Origin of the sequence: uncultured Modestobacter sp., from assembly GCF_947486615.1 — a bacterium.
Classification (GTDB): domain Bacteria; phylum Actinomycetota; class Actinomycetes; order Mycobacteriales; family Geodermatophilaceae; genus Modestobacter.
In genome coordinates this window covers 1-22487 of sequence record NZ_CANKUD010000010.1, presented here as the reverse complement: position 1 = coordinate 22487, position 22487 = coordinate 1, and the positions used below count along the sequence as shown (strand labels likewise).

Genomic DNA, 22487 nt, shown 5'->3' with positions numbered 1-22487 from the left:
TCGGGTCTGCGCGTCGGGTCCGGACCCCGGGTCCGTGCCTCGCGTCCGTGCCTAGGGTCGGCGCCCGCGGGTGCGGGTCCCGGGATGGCGGCCTCGGTGCCGTGTCCCGCGGGTCCGATCAGTCCAGCCGGGTGAACCCGTCCTCGGCGTCGGGGACCGGCGCCGCGCCGTCGACCCGGAGGTCGGCCCGCGCCCGGGTGTCCTCGGCAGCGAAGACGGCAGCCTCCTCCTCCTGCCAGCGCAGCCACTCCGCGCGCAGCTCCGCGCCGTCCCGCTGCAGCCCGCGGCGCAGTCGCAGGGCGGCCGGTGCCTCCACCCAGACCCGCAGCGTGGTGAACCGGTCCCAGACCCGCGGGGCGCTGCCGCAGCCCTCCACCACCAGGGCGTCCGCGACCGGGACCGCCGTCGGCTCGGGAACGAACGCCGCGCGAGCCCAGTCGTAGCGGCGGTAGGCGCCGGGGCGGCCGGCCGACAGCGGGAGCAGCACTCCCTCGGCCAGCCGGTCGGTCGCCCCGGTCATCGTCCAGCCCGCGTAGACGTCGTCCATGTGCACCAGCGGCGCCGCCAGCGCAGCGGCCAGCCGGCCGCCGAACGTGGTCTTGCCCGACCCGGCGGGGCCGTCGACGCAGACCAGCCGGGTGGTCCCCAGCCGGGGTGGCGCGGCGAGCACGGACGCCGCGAGCGCCCCGAACGTGTCGGCGTCCGCCGCTGTGACCTGCACGCCTGCACTCTGCCAGCGCGGGCGTGCAGGATGGTGTCGTGCCTGCCGACCCCGCGCCCGCCCCGGTCTCCGCCGTCCCGCGCCGGCTGCGGCTGATCACCGCGCTGATGGCCGGTGGCCTCGTGCTCGCGATGACCGTGGTGGCCGTCCTGCTCAAGGAGTCGACCACCGGCGTCGTGTCCTTCCACACCGCCGACCAGGTGGCGATGATCGGCCTCGGCCTGGCCATGGGGGCCGGGGTGCTCCTGCTGGGGCGGTCCCGGGTCGACGCCGACGCCGACGGGGTCCGGGTGCGCAACGTCCTGATGAACCACGAGCTCCCCTGGTCGGCGGTGCGGGCGGTGCGGTTCGACCAGCACTCGCCGTGGGCGTCCCTGCTGCTGACCAACGGCGACGAGCTGGCCGTCTCCGCCGTCCAGGCCGCTGACGGCGCCCGGGCGCTGGTCGCCGTCCGTGGGCTGCGCGCCCTGCTGGCCGACCACCAGGCCCGGCACGCCGTCCCCGAGCCCGACCTGCTCTACCCGGACTGAGGCACCTGGGCCGGCGCCGTACCCCGGGAATGACGGCGGCCACCCGGGCGCTGTACAGTGAGCGCGCCTCCCCCCGCTACATCGAGGCGCGTGAACCACGATGGTCGGGCCCACCAGGGTCTGGCCGTCTACCAAAGAGGAGCCCGCTCCCACCTGGCGCCGTCACAGGCGCCCAGGTCCCCGGTTCGCGGTGACCGGCACGTCCGGCCACCGCCGCTGCGCAGCACCCTGCCCCGGGTGACGTGCAGCGTCCGGCGAGTGGGCCCCGTGAGCAGCTGCTCACGGGGCCTTTCCCGTCGGTGGCCCGGGTGGGCTACGAGCTCCTCCCCGCAGCAGCAGAGGAGAGGCCATCACCGAGCCCCGCATCAACGACCGCATCCGTGTCCCCGAGGTCCGCCTCGTGGGGCCCGAGGGCGAGCAGGTCGGCGTCGTGTCGATCGGCGAGGCGCTGCGCCTGGCCCAGGACAGCGAGCTCGACCTGGTCGAGGTCGCCCCCATGGCGCGCCCGCCCGTCGTCAAGCTCATGGACTACGGCAAGTTCAAGTACGAGGCCGCGCAGAAGGCCCGCGAGGCCCGGCGCAACCAGGCGCTCACCGTCATCAAGGAGATGCGGCTGCGCCTCAAGATCGACCCGCACGACTACGAGACCAAGAAGGGCCACGTCGAGCGCTTCCTCAAGGGCGGCGACAAGGTCAAGATCACCGTGATGTTCCGCGGTCGCGAGCAGTCCCGCCCCGAGATGGGCTACAAGCTGCTGCAGCGGCTGGCCGGCGACGTCGCCGACCTCGGGGTGGTCGAGTCCAACCCGAAGCAGGACGGCCGGAACATGGTCATGGTGATCGCCCCGCACCGGAACCAGGCGGCGACGGACGCGGCGCGGCGCAGTGCCAAGCAGGAGAAGCAGGCCGCCAACGACGCACCGGCGGACCAGGCACCTCCCGCCTGACGCAGGACCTCCCTGCCCCCCACCACGCACCAGCTCGTGGTGGGCCCCGGCGGGGAGGCCGACCCAGACCACCGGGCGCCGCGCAGCACACCGCTGCGCGGCGCCGGGCAGACACGAACAGGACGCAGAGATGCCGAAGAACAAGACGCACAAGGGCACTGCCAAGCGCATCCGCGTGACGGGCACCGGGAAGCTGGTGGGTGAGCACCAGAACAACCAGCACAAGTTCGAGGCCAAGTCCTCGTCCCGGAAGCGTCGCATCAGCGGCACCGGTGTGCTGTCGAAGGCCGACACCCCCCGGATGAAGAAGCTCCTCGGTCTCTGACCGCCCCTTTCCTGACGAGCAGAACGGAGCTCTCACGTGGCACGCGTGAAGCGGGCGGTCAACGCCCAGAAGAAGCGTCGTACGACCCTCGAGGCGGCCAGCGGTTACCGCGGCCAGCGCTCGCGGCTGTACCGCAAGGCCAAGGAGCAGATCCTCCACTCGGCCACCTACAACTACCGCGACCGCAAGGTCCGCAAGGGTGACTTCCGCAAGCTGTGGATCACCCGGATCAACGCCGCGGCCCGGCAGAACGACATGACCTACAACCGCTTCATGCAGGGCCTCAAGCTGGCCGGCATCGAGCTGGACCGTCGTGTCCTCGCCGAGCTCGCCGTGAACGAGCCCGCCACCTTCGCCTCGCTGGTGGAGTCCGCCCGGGCCGCGCTCGTCGCGCACCCCGAGGCGACCGGCGCCCAGGCAGCCTGATCCTGGACGTCCCTGCCCCCGGGCAGGAGCGCCCCGCCCGGTGACCTCCCCAGGAGGACGCGGGCAGCACGACCTGGCGACGCCGTCGCCGGTGGGTCCGAGACCTGCCGGCGGCGGCGTCGCCGTCTGTCCGCCCCCCGTCCCGAGAGGTCACCCGTGCCCGATCTGCTGACCGAGCGCTCCGCGCGGGTCGCCACCGCCCGCAAGCTCACCCGGCGCAGCGGCCGGGACGACGCCGGTGCCTTCCTCGCCGAGGGGCGTCAGGCGGTCAGCGAGGCGCTGGCCGAGACGGCCGCCGACCCCCGCGCGGTGCTGGAGCTGTTCGTCACCGAGGCCGCCGCGGCCACCCACCGTGACCTGCTGGCCGGCACCCGGGTGCCGGTGCACGTCGTCACCGACCGGGCCGCGGCGTCGCTGTCGGAGACGGTCACGCCCCAGGGGCTGGTCGCCGTCTGCGCGCTGCGCGACGTGCCGGCGCAGACCCTGGTCGCCGACCCGCCGCGGCTGGCGGTCGCGTTCGCCGAGCTGAACGACCCGGGCAACGCCGGGACGGTGCTGCGCACCGCCGACGCGTGCGGCGCGGGGGCGGTGGTGTTCGGCGCCGGCTCCACCGACCCGTACCAGGGCAAGGTCGTGCGCAGCAGCGCCGGCAGCCTGTTCCACGTCGACGTGGTGCGCAGCGCGGACCTGGCCGAGCTCGTCGCGCAGGTGCAGGCCGCCGGGGTGACCGTGCTGGCCGCCGACGGCGGGGGAGAGGTCTCCCTGGACGCCGCCGGGGACCAGGGGCTGCTCGCTGCGCCGGTGCTGTGGCTGTTCGGCAACGAGGCCCGGGGCCTGGACTCCCAGCTCGCCGCCGCAGCCGACGCCCGGGTCCGGATACCCATGCGCGGCCGGGCGGAGAGCCTCAACCTGTCGGTCGCCGCCTCGATCTGCCTCTACGCCACCCAGCTCGCGCAGTAGGTGGAGGACCCCCTCCTCCCCACCCCTCGCACGCTCGGGGCGGTGCCCTGGAGGGGGCCGTGACGAGCTCCCCGGTCGAGAGCTCGTCGCAGGACGCTGCAGCGGGGCCGGACCGCAGGGGGACTACCCGGCTGCGTCGGCGGGGTGCTTGCCGGCGTACATCCGGGCGTCGGCCCGGTGCAGTAGCGGGCCGAACTCGGCGCCGTCCTCGGGGTGCACGCTGACCCCGATGCTGGCCGACACCCGCACCGGCTCCCCGCCCAGCAGCACCGGCTCGGCGAGCGCGGCGCACAGCTGCCCGACCACCTGCCAGGCCTCGGTCAGCGCGGTGGCCGGGTCCAGGCCGGGCAGGCCGACGAGGAACTCGTCACCGCCCAGCCGGGCGAGCAGGTCGCCGCGGCGCAGCCGGGCGCGCAGCCGGTCGGCGACCACCTGCAGCAGCTCGTCGCCGGCCGCGTGGCCGCGGGCGTCGTTGACCGCCTTGAACCCGTCCAGGTCGAGGAACAGCAGCGCCACGGCGTCCCCGCCCAGCCGGGCCTGCCACAGCGCGGCCTCCATCCGTTCCTCGAAGCGGCGCCGGTTCGGCAGCCCGGTGAGCGGGTCGGTGTAGGCCAGCTCCTCGATCTGGGCCAGGTGACGCCGGGTGCGGTCGCGCTCCTGCAGCAGCTCGCGTTCCACCGTGACCCGGGCGGTGACGTCGGTCTGCACCCCGATGTACTGCACCACGGCACCGCTGGCGTCCAGCACCGGCGCCAGGTGGATCTCGTTCCACCACGGCTCCCGGTCCGGCCCCCGGTGGTTGAGCAGCGTGGCCCGGAACTCCGCGCCCTCGCGGATGGCCGCGCGCATCCGGGCGACCACCCCCGGGTCGGTGTCCGGGCCCTGCAGGAACCGGCAGTTGCGGCCCAGCACCTGGGCGGCGCTGAGCCCGGCGAGCTGCTCGAAGGCGGCGTTGACGTACAGCAGCGGCTGGTCGGGGGCGGTCATGTCGGCGATGGCGACGCCGCTGGTCGTCGCGGCCAGCGCCCGGTGCAGCAGCACCTCCTCGACCGTCCCGCCGTCACGGGCCACCGCGGCCGCGGTGGGCTGGCGGTCGCGGCCGGGGTCGGCCGGGGTGGCCGGCGCCGGCTGGGCGGCGACGCGGGCCACCAGCGCGACGCCGGCCCGCTCGACGGTGCGGCGGTCGTAGGTCAGCGCGTACTCGTACCGCCGCTGCCGGTCCGGGCCGGAGTCGCCCAGGTCGCGGGCCAGCAGCGCGGCGCTGAAGTGCGGGCTGAGCACCACGACGTCCCACTCACCGCGCACCGGGTCGGTGGCCGCCAGGTGCGCACCGCGCACCCCGGGCACCGGCTCGACCGGCAGGTCCTCGCCGAGGGCGGCGACGAAACCGGTGCGGGCCACCAGGTCGCGGTAGCGCAGCGACGTGGCCGGGGTGAAGTGCCGGGCCTCCTGGAACGTGGCGGTGACGACGCAGGTCTCGCCGAGCCGCATCGCCTGGCGCTCCAGGTGCTTGCTCAGCTCGATCAGCAGCGCCTTGGGCGCGGTGCGCAGCTGGGTGCCCTCGGGCAGGCAGCCGAACGGCGAGTCGGTGGCACCGGCCACGCGCACCTCTGCGCAGGGCAGGTCGAGGGAGCCGACGGGGCGGTCGGTCACCGCGGTCGGGCCGGGGCGCCCGAAGTGCCAGCCCTGGCCCAGGCTCGCGCCCAGCGCCGAGGCCATGGCCAGGTGCTCCTCGTCCTCGATGCCCTCGGCCAGCACCAGCGCGCCGGTCCGCTCGGCGTAGCCGTTGACCGCGTTCATGATCTCGGCGACCGCCGGGCCGGGGCGCTGCTGCACCAGCCGCAGGTCCAGCTTCACCACGTCGGGACGCAGCAGCGGCATGAAGGCCAGCGACATCGACTCCGCGCCGACGTCGTCCAGCGCCACGCCCCAGCCGACCTCGCGCACCCGCTCGACGGTGCGCAGCAGGTCTGCCGGCCGGGTCGCCAGGGCCCGCTCGGTGATCTCCACGACCACGCGCAGGCCGGCCGGTGCCGTGGTGGCGATGGCCAGCAGCTCGTCCATCGGTGCCGACTCCAGCACCTCGGGCTCCACGTTGACGAAGACCGTGAGCGGCGGGCGCAGCTCGGCCTCGACCGCCCCGCGCAGCGCCGCCGAGCGGCACAGCCGGTCGAGCTCGGCGAGGCGGCCGGCGGCCCGGGCCGCGGCGAACAGCGCGTCCGGGGTGTGCAGCGGGCCCTGCGGCCCCCGGGCGAGGGCCTCGTAGGCGACGACCCGGCCGGTGTCCAGCTCGACGATGGGCTGGTAGACGCTGTGCACGGCGGCGGCGTGCAGCACCTCGTCGATCGTCGAGAGGGCCGGCTGGGTGGAGATCACCCCGCGAGGATCGGCACGTCAGCTGCCCGGCCCGCCCCGTCCGGCACGCAGCCCACCCGTGGGGGTGAGGCCGGCCCGCGGAACCGGGGCGCGGCGCCGGCGGTGCGGCGGGCAGAATGGCGTCCCGTGTCTGGCGCCAACGACCCCTACGACCCCAAGCAGGTCGCCGCGCTGTCCGCGGAGGCCCTCGACGCCGCCGTGCAGGCGGCGGCCGAGGCGTTCGCCGGGGCGGGTGACCTGGAGGCGCTCGCCGCCGTCCGGCCGGCCCACCTGGGCGACCGGGCGCCGGTGTTGCTGGCCCGCCGCGAGCTCGGTGCGCTGCCACCGGCGGCCCGATCGGACGCCGGCAAGCGGGTGAACGCCGCCCGGGTGGCGGTCACCGAGGCCTACGCGGAGCGGCTGGCGGTGCTGGAGGCCGAGCGCGACGAGCGCGTGCTGGCCGAGGAGCGCGTCGACGTCACGCTGCCCTGGGACCGCGCCCCGCGCGGCGCCCGGCACCCGCTGACCACCCTCACCGACCGGATCGCCGACGTGTTCGTCGGGATGGGCTACGAGGTCGCCGACGGCCCCGAGCTCGAGGCGGAGTGGCTGAACTTCGACGCCCTGAACACCGGCCCCGACCACCCGGCCCGCTCGCTGGCCGACACCTTCTTCGTCGCCCCCGAGGACTCCGGCCTGGTGCTGCGCACGCACACCAGCCCGGTGCAGGCCCGCACCATGCTCGAGCGCACCCCGCCGATCTACGTCGTCGCGCCCGGCCGGGTCTACCGCACCGACGAGCTCGACGCCACCCACACGCCGGTGTTCCACCAGGTCGAGGGCCTGGCCGTCGACAAGGGCCTGACGATGGCCCACCTGCGCGGCACGCTGGACCACCTGGCCCGCTCGCTGTTCGGCGCCGACGCCCAGACCCGGTGGCGGCCGCATTTCTTCCCGTTCACCGAGCCGTCGGCGGAGTTCGACGTCTGGTTCCCCGAGCACCGTGACGGCCCGCAGTGGGTCGAGTGGGGCGGCTGCGGGATGGTCAACCCGCGGGTGCTCCGTGCCTGCGGCATCGACCCGGAGGTCTACACCGGGTTCGCCTTCGGCATGGGCATCGAGCGCGCCCTGCAGTTCCGCTCCGGCGTCGGCGACATGCACGACATCGTCGAGGGCGACGTCCGGTTCACCACAGCGTTCGGAGTCGAGCAGTGAAGGTGCCTGTCAGCTGGCTGTCCGAGATGGTCGACCTCCCCGCCGGGATCACGGTCGAGGAGCTGGAAGCCGCCTTCGTCCGGCTCGGGCTGGAGGTCGACGACGTCGTCCGACCGCCGGTCACCACCGGTCCGCTGGTGGTCGGCCGGGTGCTGGAGATCGAGGAGCTCACCGGCTTCAAGAAGCCGATCCGCTACTGCCAGGTCGATGTCGGCGAGGAGTCCCCGCGCGGCATCGTCTGCGGCGCGCGCAACTTCGCCGTCGGTGACCTGGTGGTCGCCGCGCTCCCGGGTGCCGTGCTGCCCGGCGACTTCGCCATCGCCGCCCGGACGACGTACGACCACGTCTCCGACGGGATGATCTGCTCGGTCCGCGAACTGGGCATCGGCGAGGACCACGCCGGCATCCTGGTGCTCGGTCAGGACGGGTACACCCCCGGGACGCCGGCCGCCGGTCAGCTCGGCCTGGACGACGTCGTGTTCGACCTCGAGGTCACCCCGGACCGCGGTTACGCGATGAGCCTGCGCGGCATCGCCCGCGACCTCGCCGCGGCGCTGGCCGTCGACTGGCGGGACCCGGCGGCGCTCACCCCGCCGGCGTGGTCGGGCGAGCCGGCCTGGCAGGTGTCCGTCGCCGACCCGCAGCGCTGCGACCGGTTCTCGATGGTGGCGCTGGAGGGCCTGGACCCGGCCGCGCCGAGCCCCTGGGAGCTGCGCCGTCGGCTGACCCAGTGCGGCGTGCGCAGCATCTCGCTGGCCGTCGACGTCACCAACTACGTGATGCTCGAGCTCGGCCAGCCGATGCACGCCTTCGACCGCGACCGGCTCAGTGGCCCGATCGAGGTGCGGCTGGCCCGCGCCGGCGAGCGGCTGACCACCCTGGACGGCGTCGACCGCGCGCTCACCGACGACGACCTGCTGATCGCCGACGGTTCGGGCCCGATCGGGCTGGCCGGGGTGATGGGCGGGGCGTCGACCGAGATCGGCGACACCACGACCAGCGTGCTGCTGGAGGCCGCGCACTGGGCGCCCACCGGCATCTCCCGCGGCGTGCGCCGGCACAAGCTGCCCAGCGAGGCGGCCAAGCGCTTCGAGCGCGGCACCGACCCGGAGGTCACCGTCGTGGCGCTGGCCCGGGCCGCGGCCCTGCTTGCCGAGCACGGTGGTGCCCGCGTCGTCGGCGCGCCGGTCGACCTCGACGTCCGTGGTCCCCGTCCGGTCATCGCCCTGGACGCCGGACTGCCCGGGCGCGTCGCCGGCGTCGACTACCCGGCCTCCCAGGTCGTCGACGTGCTGCGGGCGATCGGTGCGGCCGTCGACGCCGACGGCGAGCGGCTGCAGGTCACCCCGCCGTCCTGGCGCGGTGACCTGACCGACCCGGCCGACCTGGTCGAGGAGGTCGTGCGGTCCGTCGGCCTGGACGAGATCCCCTCGGTCCTGCCCAGTGCGCCGGCCGGCCGTGGGTTGACCGATCGCCAGCGCCGCCGGCGCAGCGTCGGCCGCGCCCTGGCCGACGCCGGCTACGTCGAGGCGCCGGCCTACCCCTTCATCGGCACGACGGTGCTCGACGACCTCGGGCTCCCGGCCGACGACGCGCGGCGCACGCTGATCACGCTGCGCAACCCGCTGTCGGAGGAGGCTCCGGCGCTGCGGACGACGCTGCTGCCCGGGCTGCTGGCCTCACTGGCCCGCAACCTCTCCCGCGGCCAGCGCGACGTGGCGCTGTTCGAGCACGGCGCCGTCTTCCCCGGTGGGCTGACCGGCACCGCACCGGTGCCCGGCGTCGACCGCCGTCCGGACGACGAGACGCTCGCCGCGCTGCTGGGTGCGGTGCCCGTACAGCCCTGGCACGTGGGCGTGGTGCTGACCGGGCAGCGTGAGCCGCGCGGCTGGTGGGGCCCGGGACGCCCGGCCGACTGGGCCGACGCGGTGCAGGCCGCGCGCGTGGTGGCCGAGGCCGCCGGGGTCGAGCTGACCGTGCGCGCCGGCGAGCTCGCCCCCTGGCACCCCGGCCGCTGCGCCGAGCTGCTGGTCGGCGACCGGGTCGTCGGGCACGCCGGCGAGCTGCACCCGCGGGTGATCGCGGCGCTGGAGCTGCCGGCCCGCACCTGCGCGATGGAGCTGGACCTCGACGCGCTGCCCGCAGCCCCCGTGCAGGCAGGCCCGCACGTGTCCACCTTCCCGCCGGTCCTGGTCGACCTGGCGCTGGTCGTCCCGGCCGACGTGCCGGCGGCGGCCGTCGACGCGGCGGTCCGGGAGGGGGCGGGGGAGCTGCTGGAGTCGCTGCGGCTCTTCGACGTCTACACCGGCTCGTCGGTGCCCGCCGGGTCGAAGTCGCTGGCCTACGCGCTGACCCTGCGCGCGCCGGACCGCACGCTCACCGGCGAGGACGCCAACGCCGCCCGTGACGCGGCCGCGGCCCTGGCCGCCGACCGGACGGGGGCGGTCGTCCGTGGCTGACACCGACCTGACCGGCACCGTCGCCCTGGTGACCGGGGCCTCGGCCGGGATCGGCCGGTACCTGGCGCAGGGGCTGGCCGAGCGGGGCGCGACGGTGGCGGGGATGGCCCGGTCGGCCGAGCGTCTGCTCACCGCGATGGACGAGGTGTCCGCGGCCACCGGCGTGCGCACGCTGGCCGTGGCCGCCGACGTCACCGACCCCGACGCCGTCCAGGCCGCGGTCGACCAGGTGACCGGCGAGCTCGGGCCGGTCACCCTGCTGGTCAACAACGCGGGTCTGATCGACGCCGCCGAGGTGCCGCTGTGGGAGGCCGACCCCGACCAGTGGTGGCAGGTGGTGGAGAGCCAGGTGCGCGGCCCGTTCCTGGTCTCCCGCGCCGTCGTCCCCGGGATGATCGCCGCCGGCGGCGGCCGGGTCATCGGGCTGGGCAGCGGTCTGGGCACCCGGGGGAGCGACGTCTACAGCGCCTACTCGGCCGGCAAGACCGCGCAGATGCGGATCACCGAGGCGATCGACCTGGCCGGCGCCGCGCACGGGGTGCGGGCGTTCGACCTGGCGCCGGGGGTGATCGACACCGCGATGACCCGGGCCATGCCGATGCACGCCGGGCGCACGGAGTGGACCCGGCCCGAGGACGTCGTCGCCCTCGCCCTGGCCATCGCCGCCGGTGAGCTCGACCAGTGGTCCGGCCGGTTCTTCCGGGCCGGTGCCGACGACCTGGACCTCCTGCGCGGGACCACCCCGGAGGGCACCGCCCGGCAGCTGCGGCTGCGCCCGTACGGGGTCGACGACCCGATCGGCTGACCGGTCAGCAGATAGCCGCGAACAGCGGCGCCGCGCCGGCCACCTCGAGCATCCGCCGGACCGTCCGGGAGGGCCGGCGGAGCTCGGGCAGCCGCCCCGCCCGGCGGGCCTGATCGGTCTCCCGCACCAGCAGCCGCAGCGCGCGCCCGTCCAGGAAGGTCGCGGCGGACAGGTCGACGGCGCCTGCCTCTCGGAGGCGGGGCCCGCCGGCGTCCCAGGCGTCGACCACCGAGCTGTCGACCTCACCGCGCAGGGTGAGCACGGCGAGGCCGCCCTCCTCGACCAGGTCGATCCCGCCGGGCAGCTGCTGGACGTCGGTCATGCCGGTGTTCCTCCCCCTGCCCGGCGTCGTCAGCCGGACCGGTGTGGACCCTGCCCGACCCCACTGACAGAACCGTGGGAGCCGCCGGTCAGGACGCTGTGCGTGGTCAGGCGGCGCGCTCCTCGACCACCCAGACGGTGTTGCCGTCCGGGTCGCGGAGGCTGAACAGCAGGGGGGCGCCCGGCACCCGCGTCGGGGCCGGGTCGAGATCGACGTCCCCGCGTGCGGCCAGCCGGGCGTGCTCGGCCAGCACGTCGGTCGACTCGACCCCGACGACGCCGCCACCGGGGGAGCCGCCCATCGGCGGGTTCAGCGCCAGCCGTGCGGCCGAGCCGGCCGGCGCGACCTCCAGCCAGCGGGCCGTGCCGTCCTCCCCGAACCGTTCGTCGCCGCGCACCTCGAAGCCCAGCACCCGGACGTAGAAGTCCCGGGCGGCGTCCTGGTCGGCGACGGTGAACATGGTCACGGCCAGCTGGGTGAGGGTGGTGTCCGTTGTCGATGTCATGCCGGTGAGACCGCCCTCGGGCAGCGGACTCATCGGCGGTCCGGGCGCGCCCTGGTCAGAGGACGGTGGCCAGCGCACGGGGCGCGATGTCCACCGCGACCGGGGTGTCCGCCGCCAGCTCCACCAGCTCGCCGTCCAGCTGCAGCGGCATCGGCACCAGCGGGGTGAACGCGTAGTGCGTGGCGCTGGGCTGCGGCCCCAGCCCGCGGGTGGCCGCACGGATCGCGGTGGCCAGCACCCGCAGCTTGCCGGTCCGCTCCTGGGTGACCACCTCGAAGCACCCGTCGTCGGGGGTGGAGCCCTCGCTCACCGTCGCGACCTTGGCCATCTGGGAGATGTTGGCGAACAGCAGGCTGTCCACGGTGCGCTGCTCCCCGTCCTCCAGCCGGATGGGGAACGGGCGGAACCGCCAGAAGCCGCGGACCACCGAGACCAGCTCCCGCCAGGACCCCTTGCCGCCCTCCTCCAGGTCGACGGCCACCACGGGGGTGAGCCCGACACCGATGTAGGAGTGGGCGTAGCGGGTCTCCGCCGTGGCCCCGCTGCCGAGGGTCAGCCGCAGCAGGTCGATCCGCTGGACGTCCCCGGTCACGATCGCGTCGGCGAGGTGGTGCGCCCGGGTGGTGCGGCGGTGGTCGTTGGCGTTGCCGGCGGCCCGGACGGCGCAGACGGCCCGGTCGTTGCCGGCGTCCAGCACCCCGTTGACGACCTCGTTGTAGCCGCCGTCCCCGCTGACCGACACGAGCAGCGGGGTGCCGGTGGCCGCGACGTCCCGGGCGATCTCGCGGGCGTGCCCGGCGCGCTGCGTCGGGCGGAGCTGCACCGGCACGTCCGGCAGCCGCCGGTCCAGCTCGGCGCGGAGCTCCTCGGCCGACTCCGCGGCGTTGCCGGTGCTGTGCGGGTTGAACACGATGACGATGCGGTCGAACGGGCGCACGGGCGGCGTCTCCTCGGGGTGCGGGGCGGGTGGTGAGGTGGAGAGCCCGCTGCTCACTGCCCAGCTCACCACGGAGGCACGCCCCCCGGCGAATGCACGGTCATGCATGACCCGGTATGGTCATGCACTGTGAGTCAACAGACGTGGACGGTCGGGGTCACCGGCGCCACCGGGTACGCGGGCGGTGAGGTGTGCCGACTGCTGGCCGGGCACCCGCACCTCCGGCTGGCCGGGGTGCACGCCAACTCGAGCGCCGGCCGACGCCTGGGCGAGCTGCAGCCGCACCTGCTGCCCTACGCGGAGATGACGGTGCAGCCCAGCGACGCCGCATCCCTGGCCGGCTACGACGTCGTCGTGCTGGCGCTGCCGCACGGTGAGTCCGCGGCCATCGCCGCCCAGCTCCCGGACGACGTCCTGGTCATCGACTGCGGCGCCGACCACCGGCTGAACGACCCGGCCGCCTGGGCCCGCTGGTACGGCGGGGAGCACGCCGGGCACTGGCCCTACGGCCTGCCCGAGCTGCCCGGCCAGCGCGCCCAGCTCACCGGCGCCCGGCGGATCGCCGTCCCGGGCTGCTACCCCACCTCGGTCACCCTCGCGATGGCCCCGGCGCTGGCCGCCGGCCTGGTCACCCCCGACATCGTGGTGGTCGCCGCCAGCGGCACCAGCGGCGCGGGCAAGGCGGCCAAAACCCACCTGCTCGGCAGCGAGGTGATGGGCTCGGCGAGCGCCTACGGCGTCGGCGGCGTGCACCGGCACACCCCGGAGATGGTGCAGAACCTGTCACTGGCGGCCGGTACGGATGTGCGGGTGAGCTTCACCCCGACCCTCGTGCCGATGAGCCGCGGCATCCTCGCCACCTGCTCCGCCCCGCTGTCCGACGGGGTGGACGCCGAGGCCGCGCGCGCCGCGTACGCGAAGGCCTACGCCGACGAGCCGTTCGTGCACCTGCTGCCCGAGGGCCAGTGGCCCACCACGGCCTCCGTGCTCGGCGCCAACACGGTGGCGCTGCAGGTGGCGGTCGACCCCGACGCCGGCCGGCTGGTCGTGGTCGCCGCCGTCGACAACCTGACCAAAGGCACCGCCGGCGCCGCGCTGCAGTGCGCCAACCTGGCCCTGGGCCTCCCCGAGACCACCGGCCTGCCGCTCGTCGGGGTCGCGCCGTGAGTGCACCGACCCGCCCCGTCCTGCCGGCCGTCATCCCCGAGGAGCACGCGTGACCGTCACCGTCCCCGCCGGCTTCCGCGCCGCCGGCGTCGCCGCCGGGTTGAAGTCCAGTGGCGACGCCGACGTCGCGCTCGTGGTCAACGACGGGCCCGACGACGCCGCGGCCGCCGTCTTCACCACCAACCGGTTCCCCGCCGCGCCGGTGCAGTGGAGCCGGCAGGTGCTGGCCACCGGCCGGCTGAAGGCGGTGGTGCTCAACTCCGGCGGCGCCAACGCCTGCACCGGCCCTGGTGGCTTCCAGGACACCCACGCCACCGCCGAGCACGTCGCCGCGCAGCTGGGCATCGGCGCGATCGACGTCGCGGTCGCCTCCACCGGGCTGATCGGCGTCCGGCTGCCGATGGACGCGCTGCTGGCCGGCGTGACCGCCGCGGTCGGCGAGCTCTCGGCCGACGGCGGCACCGCCGCGGCTCGGGCGATCATGACCACCGACACGGTGCCCAAGACGACGGTGCAGCGCGGTGAGGGCTGGAGCGTCGGCGGCATCGCCAAGGGCGCCGGCATGCTCGCCCCGTCCCTGGCCACCATGCTCGTGGTGCTCACCACTGACGCCGCCGTCGATCCGGCGGTGCTGCAGCGGGCCCTGGCGGCGGCCACCGGCGTGAGCGTGGAGCGGGTCGACTCCGACGGCTGCCTGTCCACCAACGACACCGTGATCGCGATGGCCAACGGCGCCAGCGGGGTGACCCCGTCGGAGGAGCAGCTCACCGAGGCGCTCACCACTGCCATGACCGACCTGGCGATGCAGCTGCTCGCCGACGCCGAGGGCTCCACCAAGGACATCGCGATCACCGTCCGGAACGCGGCCAGCGTCACCGACGCGGTCACCGCGGGCCGGGCCTGCGCCCGGAACAACCTGCTCAAGACGGCGCTGTTCGGCAACGACCCCAACTGGGGCCGGGTGCTGGCCGCGATCGGCACCACCGACGCCGCCTTCGAGCCCGACCAGGTGGACGTGACGATCAACGGGGTGACCGTCTGCCGCGGCGGTGCCATCGGCGACCCGCGCGAGGGCGTCGACCTCACCGGCCGGGCCGTCACCATCGACGTCGACCTCCGGGCCGGCGCCGAGCAGGCCACCATCTGGACCAACGACCTGTCCCTCGCCTACGTGCACGAGAACTCGGCCTACTCGACATGACCAGCCACACCCCGGGCCCGGCCCAGGACCCCACCCCGCCCGACCTCGCCCCCGACCAGGTGGCGCCCGGCGGCCCTGCCCCCGACGAGGTGACCCCGGCCGGCCAGCAGGACCCGACGCCGCCGGACGTCCCGGTCGACGAGACGCCGCCGCGCCGGTCGATCGGCACCCACCGGGTGATGCGGGTCAACGACCCCGAGGGCGACGCCCGCAAGGTCGCCGTCCTCACCGGTGCGCTGCCCTGGCTGCGCGAGTTCCACGGCAACGTGGTGGTGGTCAAGTACGGCGGCCACGCGATGGTCGACGAGGAGTGCCGCCGGGCCTTCGCCGAGGACATGGTCTTCCTGCGGACCTGCGGCATCCTGCCCGTCGTCGTGCACGGCGGCGGGCCGCAGATCAGCGGCATGCTCAACCGGCTGGGCATCGCCAGCGAGTTCCGCGGCGGGCTGCGGGTGACCACCGAGGAGACGATCGAGGTCGTCCGGATGGTGCTCACCGGCCAGGTCGGCCCGGAGGTGGTCGGCCTGATCAACTCGCACGGCCCGCTGGCCGTCGGCCTCTCCGGCGAGGACGGCGGCCTGTTCACCGCCGAGCGCACCCACGCGATCGTCGACGGCGAGCCGGTGGACGTCGGGCTGGTCGGCGACGTCGTGGCCGTCGACCCCGCCCCGGTCACCGCGCTGCTGGCCGCGGGGAAGATCCCAGTCGTCGCGACCGTGGCCCCCGACGCCGACGGCCAGGTGCACAACGTCAACGCCGACACCGCCGCCGCGGCGCTGGCCGTGGCGCTCGGTGCGGTGAAGCTCGTCGTGCTCACCGACGTGGAGGGGCTCTACGCCAACTGGCCCGACCGGGACTCGCTGGTGGAGCAGATCGACGCCACCGAGCTCGCCGAGATCCTCCCCGACCTGGACGCCGGGATGATCCCGAAGATGGCCGCCTGCCTGCGGGCGGTCGAGGGCGGGGTGAAGCGGGCCACCGTCGTCGACGGCCGGCTGCCGCACGCCCTGCTGCTGGAGATGTTCACCACCGAGGGCACCGGCACGATGGTCGTGCCCGCCGAACCGACACCGGAGGGAGTGGCAGCACCGTGACGCACACCGAGGAGCTGTCGGCCCGCTGGTCGACGGTGATGATGGGCAACTACAGGACCCCTCCGGTCGCGCTCGCCCGGGGCGCCGGCGCCACCGTCTGGGACGTCGACGGCCGCGAGTACACCGACCTGCTCGGCGGCATCGCCACCACGATCCTGGGCCACGCCCACCCGGCCGTGGTGCACGCGATCACCGCCCAGGCCCAGCTGCTGGGTCACGTGTCCAACCTGGCGATGCACGAGCCCGGCGTGCTGCTGGCCGAGAGGCTGCTGGAGCTGTCCGGCCGGTCCGGGCGGGTGTTCTTCGGCAACTCCGGTGCCGAGGCCAACGAGGCGGCCTTCAAGATCAGCCGGCTGACCGGCCGGCCGGAGGTGGTCACCGCGATCGGCTCCTTCCACGGCCGCACGATGGGCTCCCTCGCCCTCACCGGCCAGCCCGGCAAGGCCGCGGCCTTCGCCCCGCTGCCCGGAGGCGTGCGGCACGTCCCCTACGGCGACCCCGACGCGCTGCAGCTCACCGACGCCACGGCGATGGTGCTGCTGGAGCCGATGCTGGGGGAGGGCGGCGTGCTGCCCGCCCCGGCCGGTTACCTGGCCGCCGCCGCGTCGGCCGCCCGCGACACCGGCGCGCTCTTCGCCCTCGACGAGGTGCAGACCGGGATGGGCCGTACCGGGCACTGGTTCGCCCACCAGGCCGACGGGCTGCAGCCCGACGTGATCACCCTGGCCAAGTCCCTCGGCGGTGGCCTCCCGCTCGGCGCGACGCTGGCCTTCGGCCCGGCCGCCGAGCTGCTCACCGCCGGCTCGCACGGCTCCACCTTCGGCGGCAACCCGATCGCCGCCGCCGCGGCCCTGGCGGTACTGGACACCATCCGCGACGAGGGGCTGCTGGAGCGGGCCAAGGAGATGGAGCACCGGGTCACCGCCGGCATCGAGGCGCTCGGGCACCCCGGCATCAGCGGCGTCCGGGGGCGGGGTGCGCTGCTCGGCGTCGTGCTCACGGCACCCGTCGCCGCTGCCGTCGAGGCGCAGCTGCGCGCCGCCGGCTTCCTCACCAACGGGGTGGCCGCCGACGTCGTCCGGCTCGCCCCGCCGCTGGTCGTCACCGACGCCCAGCTCGACGCCTTCGTCGCGGCCCTCCCGGCCGCCCTCGACGCCGCCCTCCAGGAGAGCGACCAGTGATCCGGCACTTCACCAAGGACGACGACCTCACCCCGGCCGAGCAGGCCGAGGTGCTCGCGCTGGCCGCGCAGCTCAAGGCCGGCCGGCACACCGCGGAGGCGCCCACCCCGCTGCGCGCGCCCAACGGCGCCCCGAAGCCGGTGGCCGTGCTCTTCGACAAGCCCTCCACCCGCACCCGGGTGAGCTTCTCCGTCGGGATCACCGAGCTCGGCGGCTTCCCGCTGGTCGTCGACGCCGGCGCCAGCCAGCTCGGCCGCGGCGAGTCGGTCGAGGACACCACCCGGGTGCTCGACCGGCAGGTCGCCGCGATCGTCTGGCGCACCTTCGGCCAGGACCGGCTGGAGACCATGGCCGCCACCAGCCGGGTGCCGGTGGTCAACGCGCTCACCGACGACTACCACCCGTGCCAGATCCTCGCCGACCTGCAGACGGTGCAGGAGCGGCACGGCCGGCTGGCCGGGCTGACCTTCAGCTACCTCGGCGACGGGGCCAACAACATGGCCCACTCCTACCTGCTGGGTGGCGCGCTGGCCGGCATGCACGTGCGGATCGGCTCGCCGGAGACGTTCCAGCCCGACCCCGCGGTGCTCGAGCGGGCCGCCCGGATCGCCTCGGACACCGGTGGCTCGGTGCAGTGGACCGCCGACCCGGCCGCCGCCGCCGACGGGGCCGACGTGCTGGTCACCGACACCTGGGTGTCGATGGGCCAGGAGGACGAGTACGCCACCCGGATCGCGCCGTTCGAGCCGTACTCCGTCGACCAGGCGGCGCTGGCCCGGGCCGCCGACGACGCCGTCGTCCTGCACTGCCTGCCGGCCTACCGCGGCAAGGAGATCGCCGCCGAGGTGATCGACGGCCCGCAGAGCGCGGTGTGGGACGAGGCGGAGAACCGGCTGCACGCCCAGAAGGCGCTGCTGGCCTGGCTGCTGGAGCGGTCGGCGTGAGAGCCGCCCGCGCGGGGCGCGCGTGACCACCGCGCTCACCCGGCAGGCTCGGCACGCCCGGATCGTCGAGCTGATCACCGCCGGGCCGGTCACCTCGCAGACCCAGCTGGCCCGGCTGCTGGCCGAGTCCGGCGTGGAGGTCACCCAGGCCACGCTGTCCCGGGACCTGGAGGAGCTCGGCGCGGTGAAGCTACGCGGCTCCGACGGGGCGCCGGCGTCCTACGTGCTGCCGCCGGAGAACGCCCCGCTGCGCCCGGCGCAGTCCGCGCCGGCCCGGCTGACCCGGCTGCTGGCCGACCTGCTCACCAGCGCCGAGGGCAGCGCCAACCTCGCCGTCGTCCGCACCCCGCCGGGCGCCGCCCAGTTCCTGGCCTCCGCGCTGGACAAGGTGGGCCTCCCCGACGTGCTGGGCACCATCGCCGGGGACGACACTCTGCTGGTCGTCTCCCGCGCCCCCGACGGCGGTGCGGCCCTGGCCGACCGGCTCCGTGCGCTCGCCGAGCGCGCGCCGGCGGCTGCCCACGACCCCGACCTGACCGACGACGGAGAAGAGAGCACACCGTGACGGAGCCGAACGGCGCCAGCCACACCCGCCTGTGGGGCGGCCGGTTCGGCGGCGGGCCCTCCCCGGCGATGGCCGCGCTGTCCAAGTCCACCGACGTCGACTGGCGGCTGGCCCCCTTCGACCTGGCCGGCTCTCGCGCGCACGCCCGGGTTCTGCAGCGCGCCGGCCTGCTCAGCGTGGACGAGCTGGCCAGGATGATCGGCGCGCTCACCGAGCTGTCCGCCGAGGTCGCCGATGGCTCCTTCGCGCCGATCGAGGCCGACGAGGACGTGCACGAAGCGCTGGAGCGCGGCCTGCTGGAGAAGCTGGGCGCCCTGGGCGGCAAGCTGCGCGCCGGCCGCAGCCGCAACGACCAGGTGGCCACCGACCTGCGGCTGTACCTGCGGCACAACGTCCGCCGGCTGGTCGGGGAGCTCGCCTCCCTGGAGTACGCGCTGATCGGGCTGGCCCTGCGCTACCGGGACGTCGCCGCGCCCGGCATGACCCACCTGCAGCACGCCCAGCCGATCCTGATCGCCCACCAGCTGCTCGCCCACGCACACTCGCTGTCCCGGGACGTCGACCGGCTGCTGGACTGGGACAAGCGCGCCGCGGTCAGCCCGCTGGGCTCCGGCGCGCTGGCCGGTTCCTCGCTGCCGCTGGACCCCGACGGCGTGGCCGCCGAGCTCGGCTTCGACCGGGCGGCGGACAACAGCATCGACGCGGTCAGCGACCGCGACTTCGCCGCGGAGTTCTGCTTCGCCGCGGCCCTGATCGGCGTGCACCTCTCCCGGCTGGGGGAGGAGGTCGTGCTCTGGACGTCGACCGAGTTCGGCTGGGCCAAGCTGGACGACGCGTGGGCGACCGGGTCCTCGATCATGCCGCAGAAGAAGAACCCCGACATCGCCGAGCTGGCCCGCGGCAAGGCCGGCCGGTTCGTCGGCAACCTGACCGGCCTGCTCACCATGCTCAAGGGCCTGCCGCTGGCCTACGACCGCGACCTGCAGGAGGACAAGGAGCCGGTCTTCGACTCCGTCGAGCAGCTGCTCCTGCTGCTGCCCGCGGTCACCGGCATGATCGCCACCCTGACGCTCCGACCCGAGGTGATGGAGGCGGCGGCTCCGCAGGGCTTCGCGCTGGCCACCGACGTCGCCGAGTGGCTGGTCTCCCGCGGCGTCCCCTTCCGGTCCGCCCACGAGATCAGCGGCGCGATGGTCGCCTTCTGCGAGGAGGCCGGCCTCGAGCTCGACGAGCTGGACGACGAGCAGCTGGCCGGCATCGACGAGCGGCTCACCCCCGAGGTGCGCACCGTCCTGCACGTGGACGGCGCCCTGGCCGCGCGCGGTGCCCGCGGCGGGACGGCGCCCGAGCGCGTCGCCGAGCAGCTGACGTCGCTGGCCGAGCTGGCCAAGCACCACTCCGACTGGGCAGCGCACTCGCCGGTGGCGGCCGTCCTCTGAGCTCCGGAGGAGCGCCTGCATGACCGACGCCGTGCCGCCGTCCGGGCCCGGGCCTCTCGTCGCCGAGGAGTCGCTGCTCGGGCCGGTCGACGAGGTGGCCCGGGCCCTGCTGGGCTGCTGGGTCGTCACCGACCGGCCCGAGGGGCAGGTGGCGCTGCGGCTGACCGAGGTCGAGGCCTACTCCGGGCAGGGGGAGGACCCGGCCTCGCACGCCCACCGGGGCCCGACCCCGCGCGCGGAGATCATGTTCGGCCCACCCGGCCGGCTGTACGTCTACTTCAGCTACGGCGTCCATTGGTGCGCCAACGTCGTCGTCGGCCCGGCCGGGCGGGGCTCGGCGGTGCTGATGCGCGCCGGTGAGGTGGTGGTGGGGGAGTCCCTGGCCCGTGCCCGGCGTCCGGCCGCCCGGGCGGCGCGGGACCTGGCCCGGGGGCCGGCCCGGCTCACCCAGGCGCTGGCCATCGGCCCCGACGACCGTGGTTCCCACCTGCTCGACCCCGCGTCGGCGGTACGGCTGCACGCCGGGACGCCGCCACCGCAGGTGTCCACCGGGCCCCGGGTGGGGATCAGCGTGGCGACCGAACTGCCATGGCGGTTCTGGGAGAGCGACGCCCCCTCGGTGAGCGTCTTCCGGGCGGGTGGGAAGCCCCGGCGGGGGAGTGCCAGGCAGGATGGGCGACCGTGACCTCCGCACCTCCCGGGACCGACGCTCCCTCCGTGATCGACGAACTGCACCGCCGCGGGCTGATCGCCCAGAGCACCGACGAGGACGCGCTGCGCGCCCACCTCGCGGAGGGGCCGGTCACCTACTACTGCGGGTTCGACCCGACCGCGGCGAGCCTGCACGTCGGGCACCTGATCCAGTTCATGGTGCTGCGCGCCCTGCAGCGGGCCGGGCACCAGCCGATCGTGCTGGTCGGCGGGGCGACCGGGCTGATCGGTGACCCCCGGCCGTCGTCCGAGCGGCAGCTCAACGACCCGATCCAGGTGGCCACCTGGGTCGACCGGATCCGCCGCCGGGTAGCGCCGTTCCTCGACCAGCCAGCGGCCGAACAGGGCCTGCGGTCCCCGATCTACGCCGACAACCTCGAGTGGACGTCGCCGCTGTCGGCCATCGAGTTCCTCCGCGACCTCGGCAAGCACTTCCGGGTCAACCGGATGCTGGCCAAGGAGGCGGTCTCGGCGCGCCTGAACTCCGACGCCGGGATCAGCTACACCGAGTTCAGCTACCAGATCCTGCAGGCCAACGACTTCCGGGAGCTGTTCCGCCGGCACGGCTGCACGCTGCAGAGCGGCGGCTCGGACCAGTGGGGGAACATCACCGCCGGCACGGACCTGGTGCGGCGCACCGAGGGCGCCTCGGCGCACGCGCTGGCGACCCCGCTGATCACCACGGCAGACGGCAAGAAGATCGGCAAGACCGAGGGCGCCACGATCTGGCTGGACCCGGAGCACACGAGCCCGTACGCGTTCTTCCAGTACTGGCTGAACATCGACGACGTCGACGCCCGGGCGTGGCTGCCGCTGTTCTCCGAGCGCCCCGCCGAGGAGGTGGCCGCGCTGATCAGCGAGTCGGAGGAGCGCCCGGCCTCCCGCGCGCCGCAACGTGCGCTGGCAGAGGAGCTCACCCGGCTGGTGCACGGGCCTGAGGAGCTGGCGCAGGCCGAGGCCGCCGGTCGAGCCCTCTTCGGCCGGGCCGAGCTGACCGACCTCGATCCGCAGACCCTGGCCGCGGCGTTGACCGAGGCCGGGTCCGTGGAGGTCGACGACCCCGGGGTGCCCGTGACCACCCTGCTCCAGCAGGCGGGCCTGGCCTCCTCGCTGTCCGACGCCCGCCGCACGGTCAAGGAGGGCGGGGCGTACGTCAACAACGTCCGGGTGACCGACGGCGACGCCGTGCCGGCCCCGGGGGACTGGCTGCCGGGGGGATGGCTGGTGCTGCGGAAGGGCAAGCGCTCGGTCGCCGGGGTGCACTGCGCAGCAGCCGCCCCGGCTGCCTGACCAGGGCCCTTCGGGTGCCGTCGCGGTGGCCGGCCCACCGGCCCGGACGGGGTCGTCCGCCGCGTGTGAACGACAGGTGACCGCGACGTTCCGGGCAGGTGGCGCGCGTCACCCGACCCGGGTTTGACACCTCCCGCGCAGCCACGTAACTTTCTCTCTGCGCCGGGAACGACCGCGAGGCCGGGACCGGGCGCCGAAGCGAGACAACACAAGCCGGAGACGACGACCTGAGAGGGTCTGGTTCGCCGCGCGTCCGCTCCTTGAGAACTCAACAGCGTGCCGAAAGTCAGTGCCAAGTAACAAATCCCTGGGCACTGCGGTCTTTGATCGTGGTGTTTGGGTTCCTTTGGTTGATTGAACGAGAGTGCCAACTCTTGGTCTCAGCCTGT

22 protein-coding genes are annotated in these 22487 nt (G+C 74.9%); 17 read left to right on the top strand and 5 right to left on the bottom strand.

The features are described from left to right. Positions 1 to 118: 118 nt before the first annotated feature. Positions 119 to 721, bottom strand: coding sequence for a uridine kinase (locus Q1A09_RS17145; RefSeq protein WP_299957554.1), 603 nt, complete (start codon positions 719 to 721; stop codon positions 119 to 121). Between the two features lie 38 nt (positions 722 to 759). Between Q1A09_RS17145 and Q1A09_RS17140 the strand changes: the two genes are divergently transcribed. From Q1A09_RS17140 to Q1A09_RS17120, 5 genes are all read left to right on the top strand, one after another. Continuing rightward, positions 760 to 1251 (top strand): PH domain-containing protein, encoded by a 492-nt coding sequence (locus tag Q1A09_RS17140; protein ID WP_299957551.1) that lies wholly within the window; start codon positions 760 to 762, stop codon positions 1249 to 1251. 349 nt (positions 1252 to 1600) lie between these two features. Then, positions 1601 to 2197, top strand: coding sequence for a translation initiation factor IF-3 (gene infC, locus Q1A09_RS17135; RefSeq protein ID WP_299957976.1), 597 nt, complete (start codon positions 1601 to 1603; stop codon positions 2195 to 2197). Between the two features lie 130 nt (positions 2198 to 2327). After that, complete coding sequence (gene rpmI / locus Q1A09_RS17130) at positions 2328 to 2522, top strand: 50S ribosomal protein L35 (protein WP_222196142.1); 195 nt, start codon at positions 2328 to 2330, stop codon at positions 2520 to 2522. Positions 2523 to 2558: 36 nt separating this feature from the next. Beyond that, on the top strand, positions 2559 to 2948 hold the full coding sequence (rplT, locus tag Q1A09_RS17125; RefSeq protein ID WP_299957545.1) for a 50S ribosomal protein L20: 390 nt from the start codon (positions 2559 to 2561) through the stop codon (positions 2946 to 2948). A gap of 156 nt (positions 2949 to 3104) precedes the next feature. After that, positions 3105 to 3908, top strand: coding sequence for an RNA methyltransferase (locus tag Q1A09_RS17120; protein WP_299957543.1), 804 nt, complete (start codon positions 3105 to 3107; stop codon positions 3906 to 3908). A gap of 123 nt (positions 3909 to 4031) precedes the next feature. Here the strand turns inward: Q1A09_RS17120 and Q1A09_RS17115 are convergent, their stop codons facing one another. Further along, the gene (locus tag Q1A09_RS17115; protein WP_299957540.1) at positions 4032 to 6284 is read right to left on the bottom strand and encodes a diguanylate cyclase domain-containing protein; all 2253 of its coding nucleotides are present in this window, start codon (positions 6282 to 6284) and stop codon (positions 4032 to 4034) included. 126 nt (positions 6285 to 6410) lie between these two features. Between Q1A09_RS17115 and pheS the strand changes: the two genes are divergently transcribed. From pheS to Q1A09_RS17100, 3 genes are read left to right on the top strand one after another with little or no spacing between them, the layout of a single operon-like run. Continuing rightward, the gene (gene pheS, locus Q1A09_RS17110; protein ID WP_299957537.1) at positions 6411 to 7478 is read left to right on the top strand and encodes a phenylalanine--tRNA ligase subunit alpha; all 1068 of its coding nucleotides are present in this window, start codon (positions 6411 to 6413) and stop codon (positions 7476 to 7478) included. After that, positions 7475 to 9937 carry a phenylalanine--tRNA ligase subunit beta gene (gene pheT, locus Q1A09_RS17105; RefSeq protein ID WP_299957534.1) on the top strand — a complete coding sequence of 821 codons (2463 nt, stop codon included), beginning with the start codon at positions 7475 to 7477 and terminating at the stop codon, positions 9935 to 9937. The genes pheS and pheT overlap by 4 nt, the downstream gene beginning before the upstream one ends. Next, positions 9930 to 10742 carry an SDR family NAD(P)-dependent oxidoreductase gene (locus tag Q1A09_RS17100; RefSeq protein ID WP_299957531.1) on the top strand — a complete coding sequence of 271 codons (813 nt, stop codon included), beginning with the start codon at positions 9930 to 9932 and terminating at the stop codon, positions 10740 to 10742. The genes pheT and Q1A09_RS17100 overlap by 8 nt, the downstream gene beginning before the upstream one ends. Positions 10743 to 10746: 4 nt before the next feature. Here Q1A09_RS17100 and Q1A09_RS17095 read toward each other — a convergent pair whose 3' ends face one another. From Q1A09_RS17095 to Q1A09_RS17085, 3 genes are all read right to left on the bottom strand, one after another. Next, on the bottom strand, positions 10747 to 11064 hold the full coding sequence (locus Q1A09_RS17095) for an STAS domain-containing protein (protein WP_299957528.1): 318 nt from the start codon (positions 11062 to 11064) through the stop codon (positions 10747 to 10749). A gap of 106 nt (positions 11065 to 11170) precedes the next feature. Continuing rightward, entirely contained in the window at positions 11171 to 11569 is a 399-nt protein-coding gene (locus Q1A09_RS17090; RefSeq protein ID WP_299957525.1) for a glyoxalase superfamily protein, read from the bottom strand. 55 nt (positions 11570 to 11624) lie between these two features. Then, a complete protein-coding gene (locus Q1A09_RS17085) occupies positions 11625 to 12506 on the bottom strand; it encodes a diacylglycerol kinase family protein (protein ID WP_299957522.1) in 882 nt (293 codons plus the stop codon). 129 nt (positions 12507 to 12635) lie between these two features. Between Q1A09_RS17085 and argC the strand changes: the two genes are divergently transcribed. From argC to tyrS, 9 genes are read left to right on the top strand one after another with little or no spacing between them, the layout of a single operon-like run. Further along, positions 12636 to 13673, top strand: a complete 1038-nt coding sequence (gene argC, locus Q1A09_RS17080; protein WP_299957519.1) for an N-acetyl-gamma-glutamyl-phosphate reductase — start codon at positions 12636 to 12638, stop codon at positions 13671 to 13673. Positions 13674 to 13722: 49 nt separating this feature from the next. Next, positions 13723 to 14874: a bifunctional glutamate N-acetyltransferase/amino-acid acetyltransferase ArgJ gene (gene argJ, locus Q1A09_RS17075; RefSeq protein ID WP_299957516.1), complete on the top strand. Its 1152-nt coding sequence runs from the start codon at positions 13723 to 13725 to the stop codon at positions 14872 to 14874. Next, entirely contained in the window at positions 14871 to 15968 is a 1098-nt protein-coding gene (gene argB / locus Q1A09_RS17070) for an acetylglutamate kinase (RefSeq protein WP_299957514.1), read from the top strand. Before argJ ends, argB begins: the two co-directional genes overlap by 4 nt. Continuing rightward, positions 15965 to 17149 (top strand): acetylornithine transaminase, encoded by a 1185-nt coding sequence (locus Q1A09_RS17065; RefSeq protein WP_299957511.1) that lies wholly within the window; start codon positions 15965 to 15967, stop codon positions 17147 to 17149. Before argB ends, Q1A09_RS17065 begins: the two co-directional genes overlap by 4 nt. Next, positions 17146 to 18093, top strand: coding sequence for an ornithine carbamoyltransferase (argF, locus tag Q1A09_RS17060; protein WP_299957508.1), 948 nt, complete (start codon positions 17146 to 17148; stop codon positions 18091 to 18093). The genes Q1A09_RS17065 and argF overlap by 4 nt, the downstream gene beginning before the upstream one ends. A gap of 22 nt (positions 18094 to 18115) precedes the next feature. Next, positions 18116 to 18658, top strand: coding sequence for an arginine repressor (locus tag Q1A09_RS17055; protein WP_299957505.1), 543 nt, complete (start codon positions 18116 to 18118; stop codon positions 18656 to 18658). Next, entirely contained in the window at positions 18655 to 20097 is a 1443-nt protein-coding gene (argH, locus tag Q1A09_RS17050) for an argininosuccinate lyase (RefSeq protein ID WP_299957502.1), read from the top strand. Before Q1A09_RS17055 ends, argH begins: the two co-directional genes overlap by 4 nt. Before the next feature lie 19 nt (positions 20098 to 20116). Beyond that, positions 20117 to 20782: a DNA-3-methyladenine glycosylase gene (locus Q1A09_RS17045; RefSeq protein ID WP_299957499.1), complete on the top strand. Its 666-nt coding sequence runs from the start codon at positions 20117 to 20119 to the stop codon at positions 20780 to 20782. 32 nt (positions 20783 to 20814) lie between these two features. Then, positions 20815 to 22098, top strand: a complete 1284-nt coding sequence (gene tyrS, locus Q1A09_RS17040; protein ID WP_299957496.1) for a tyrosine--tRNA ligase — start codon at positions 20815 to 20817, stop codon at positions 22096 to 22098. Positions 22099 to 22487 lie beyond the last annotated feature (389 nt).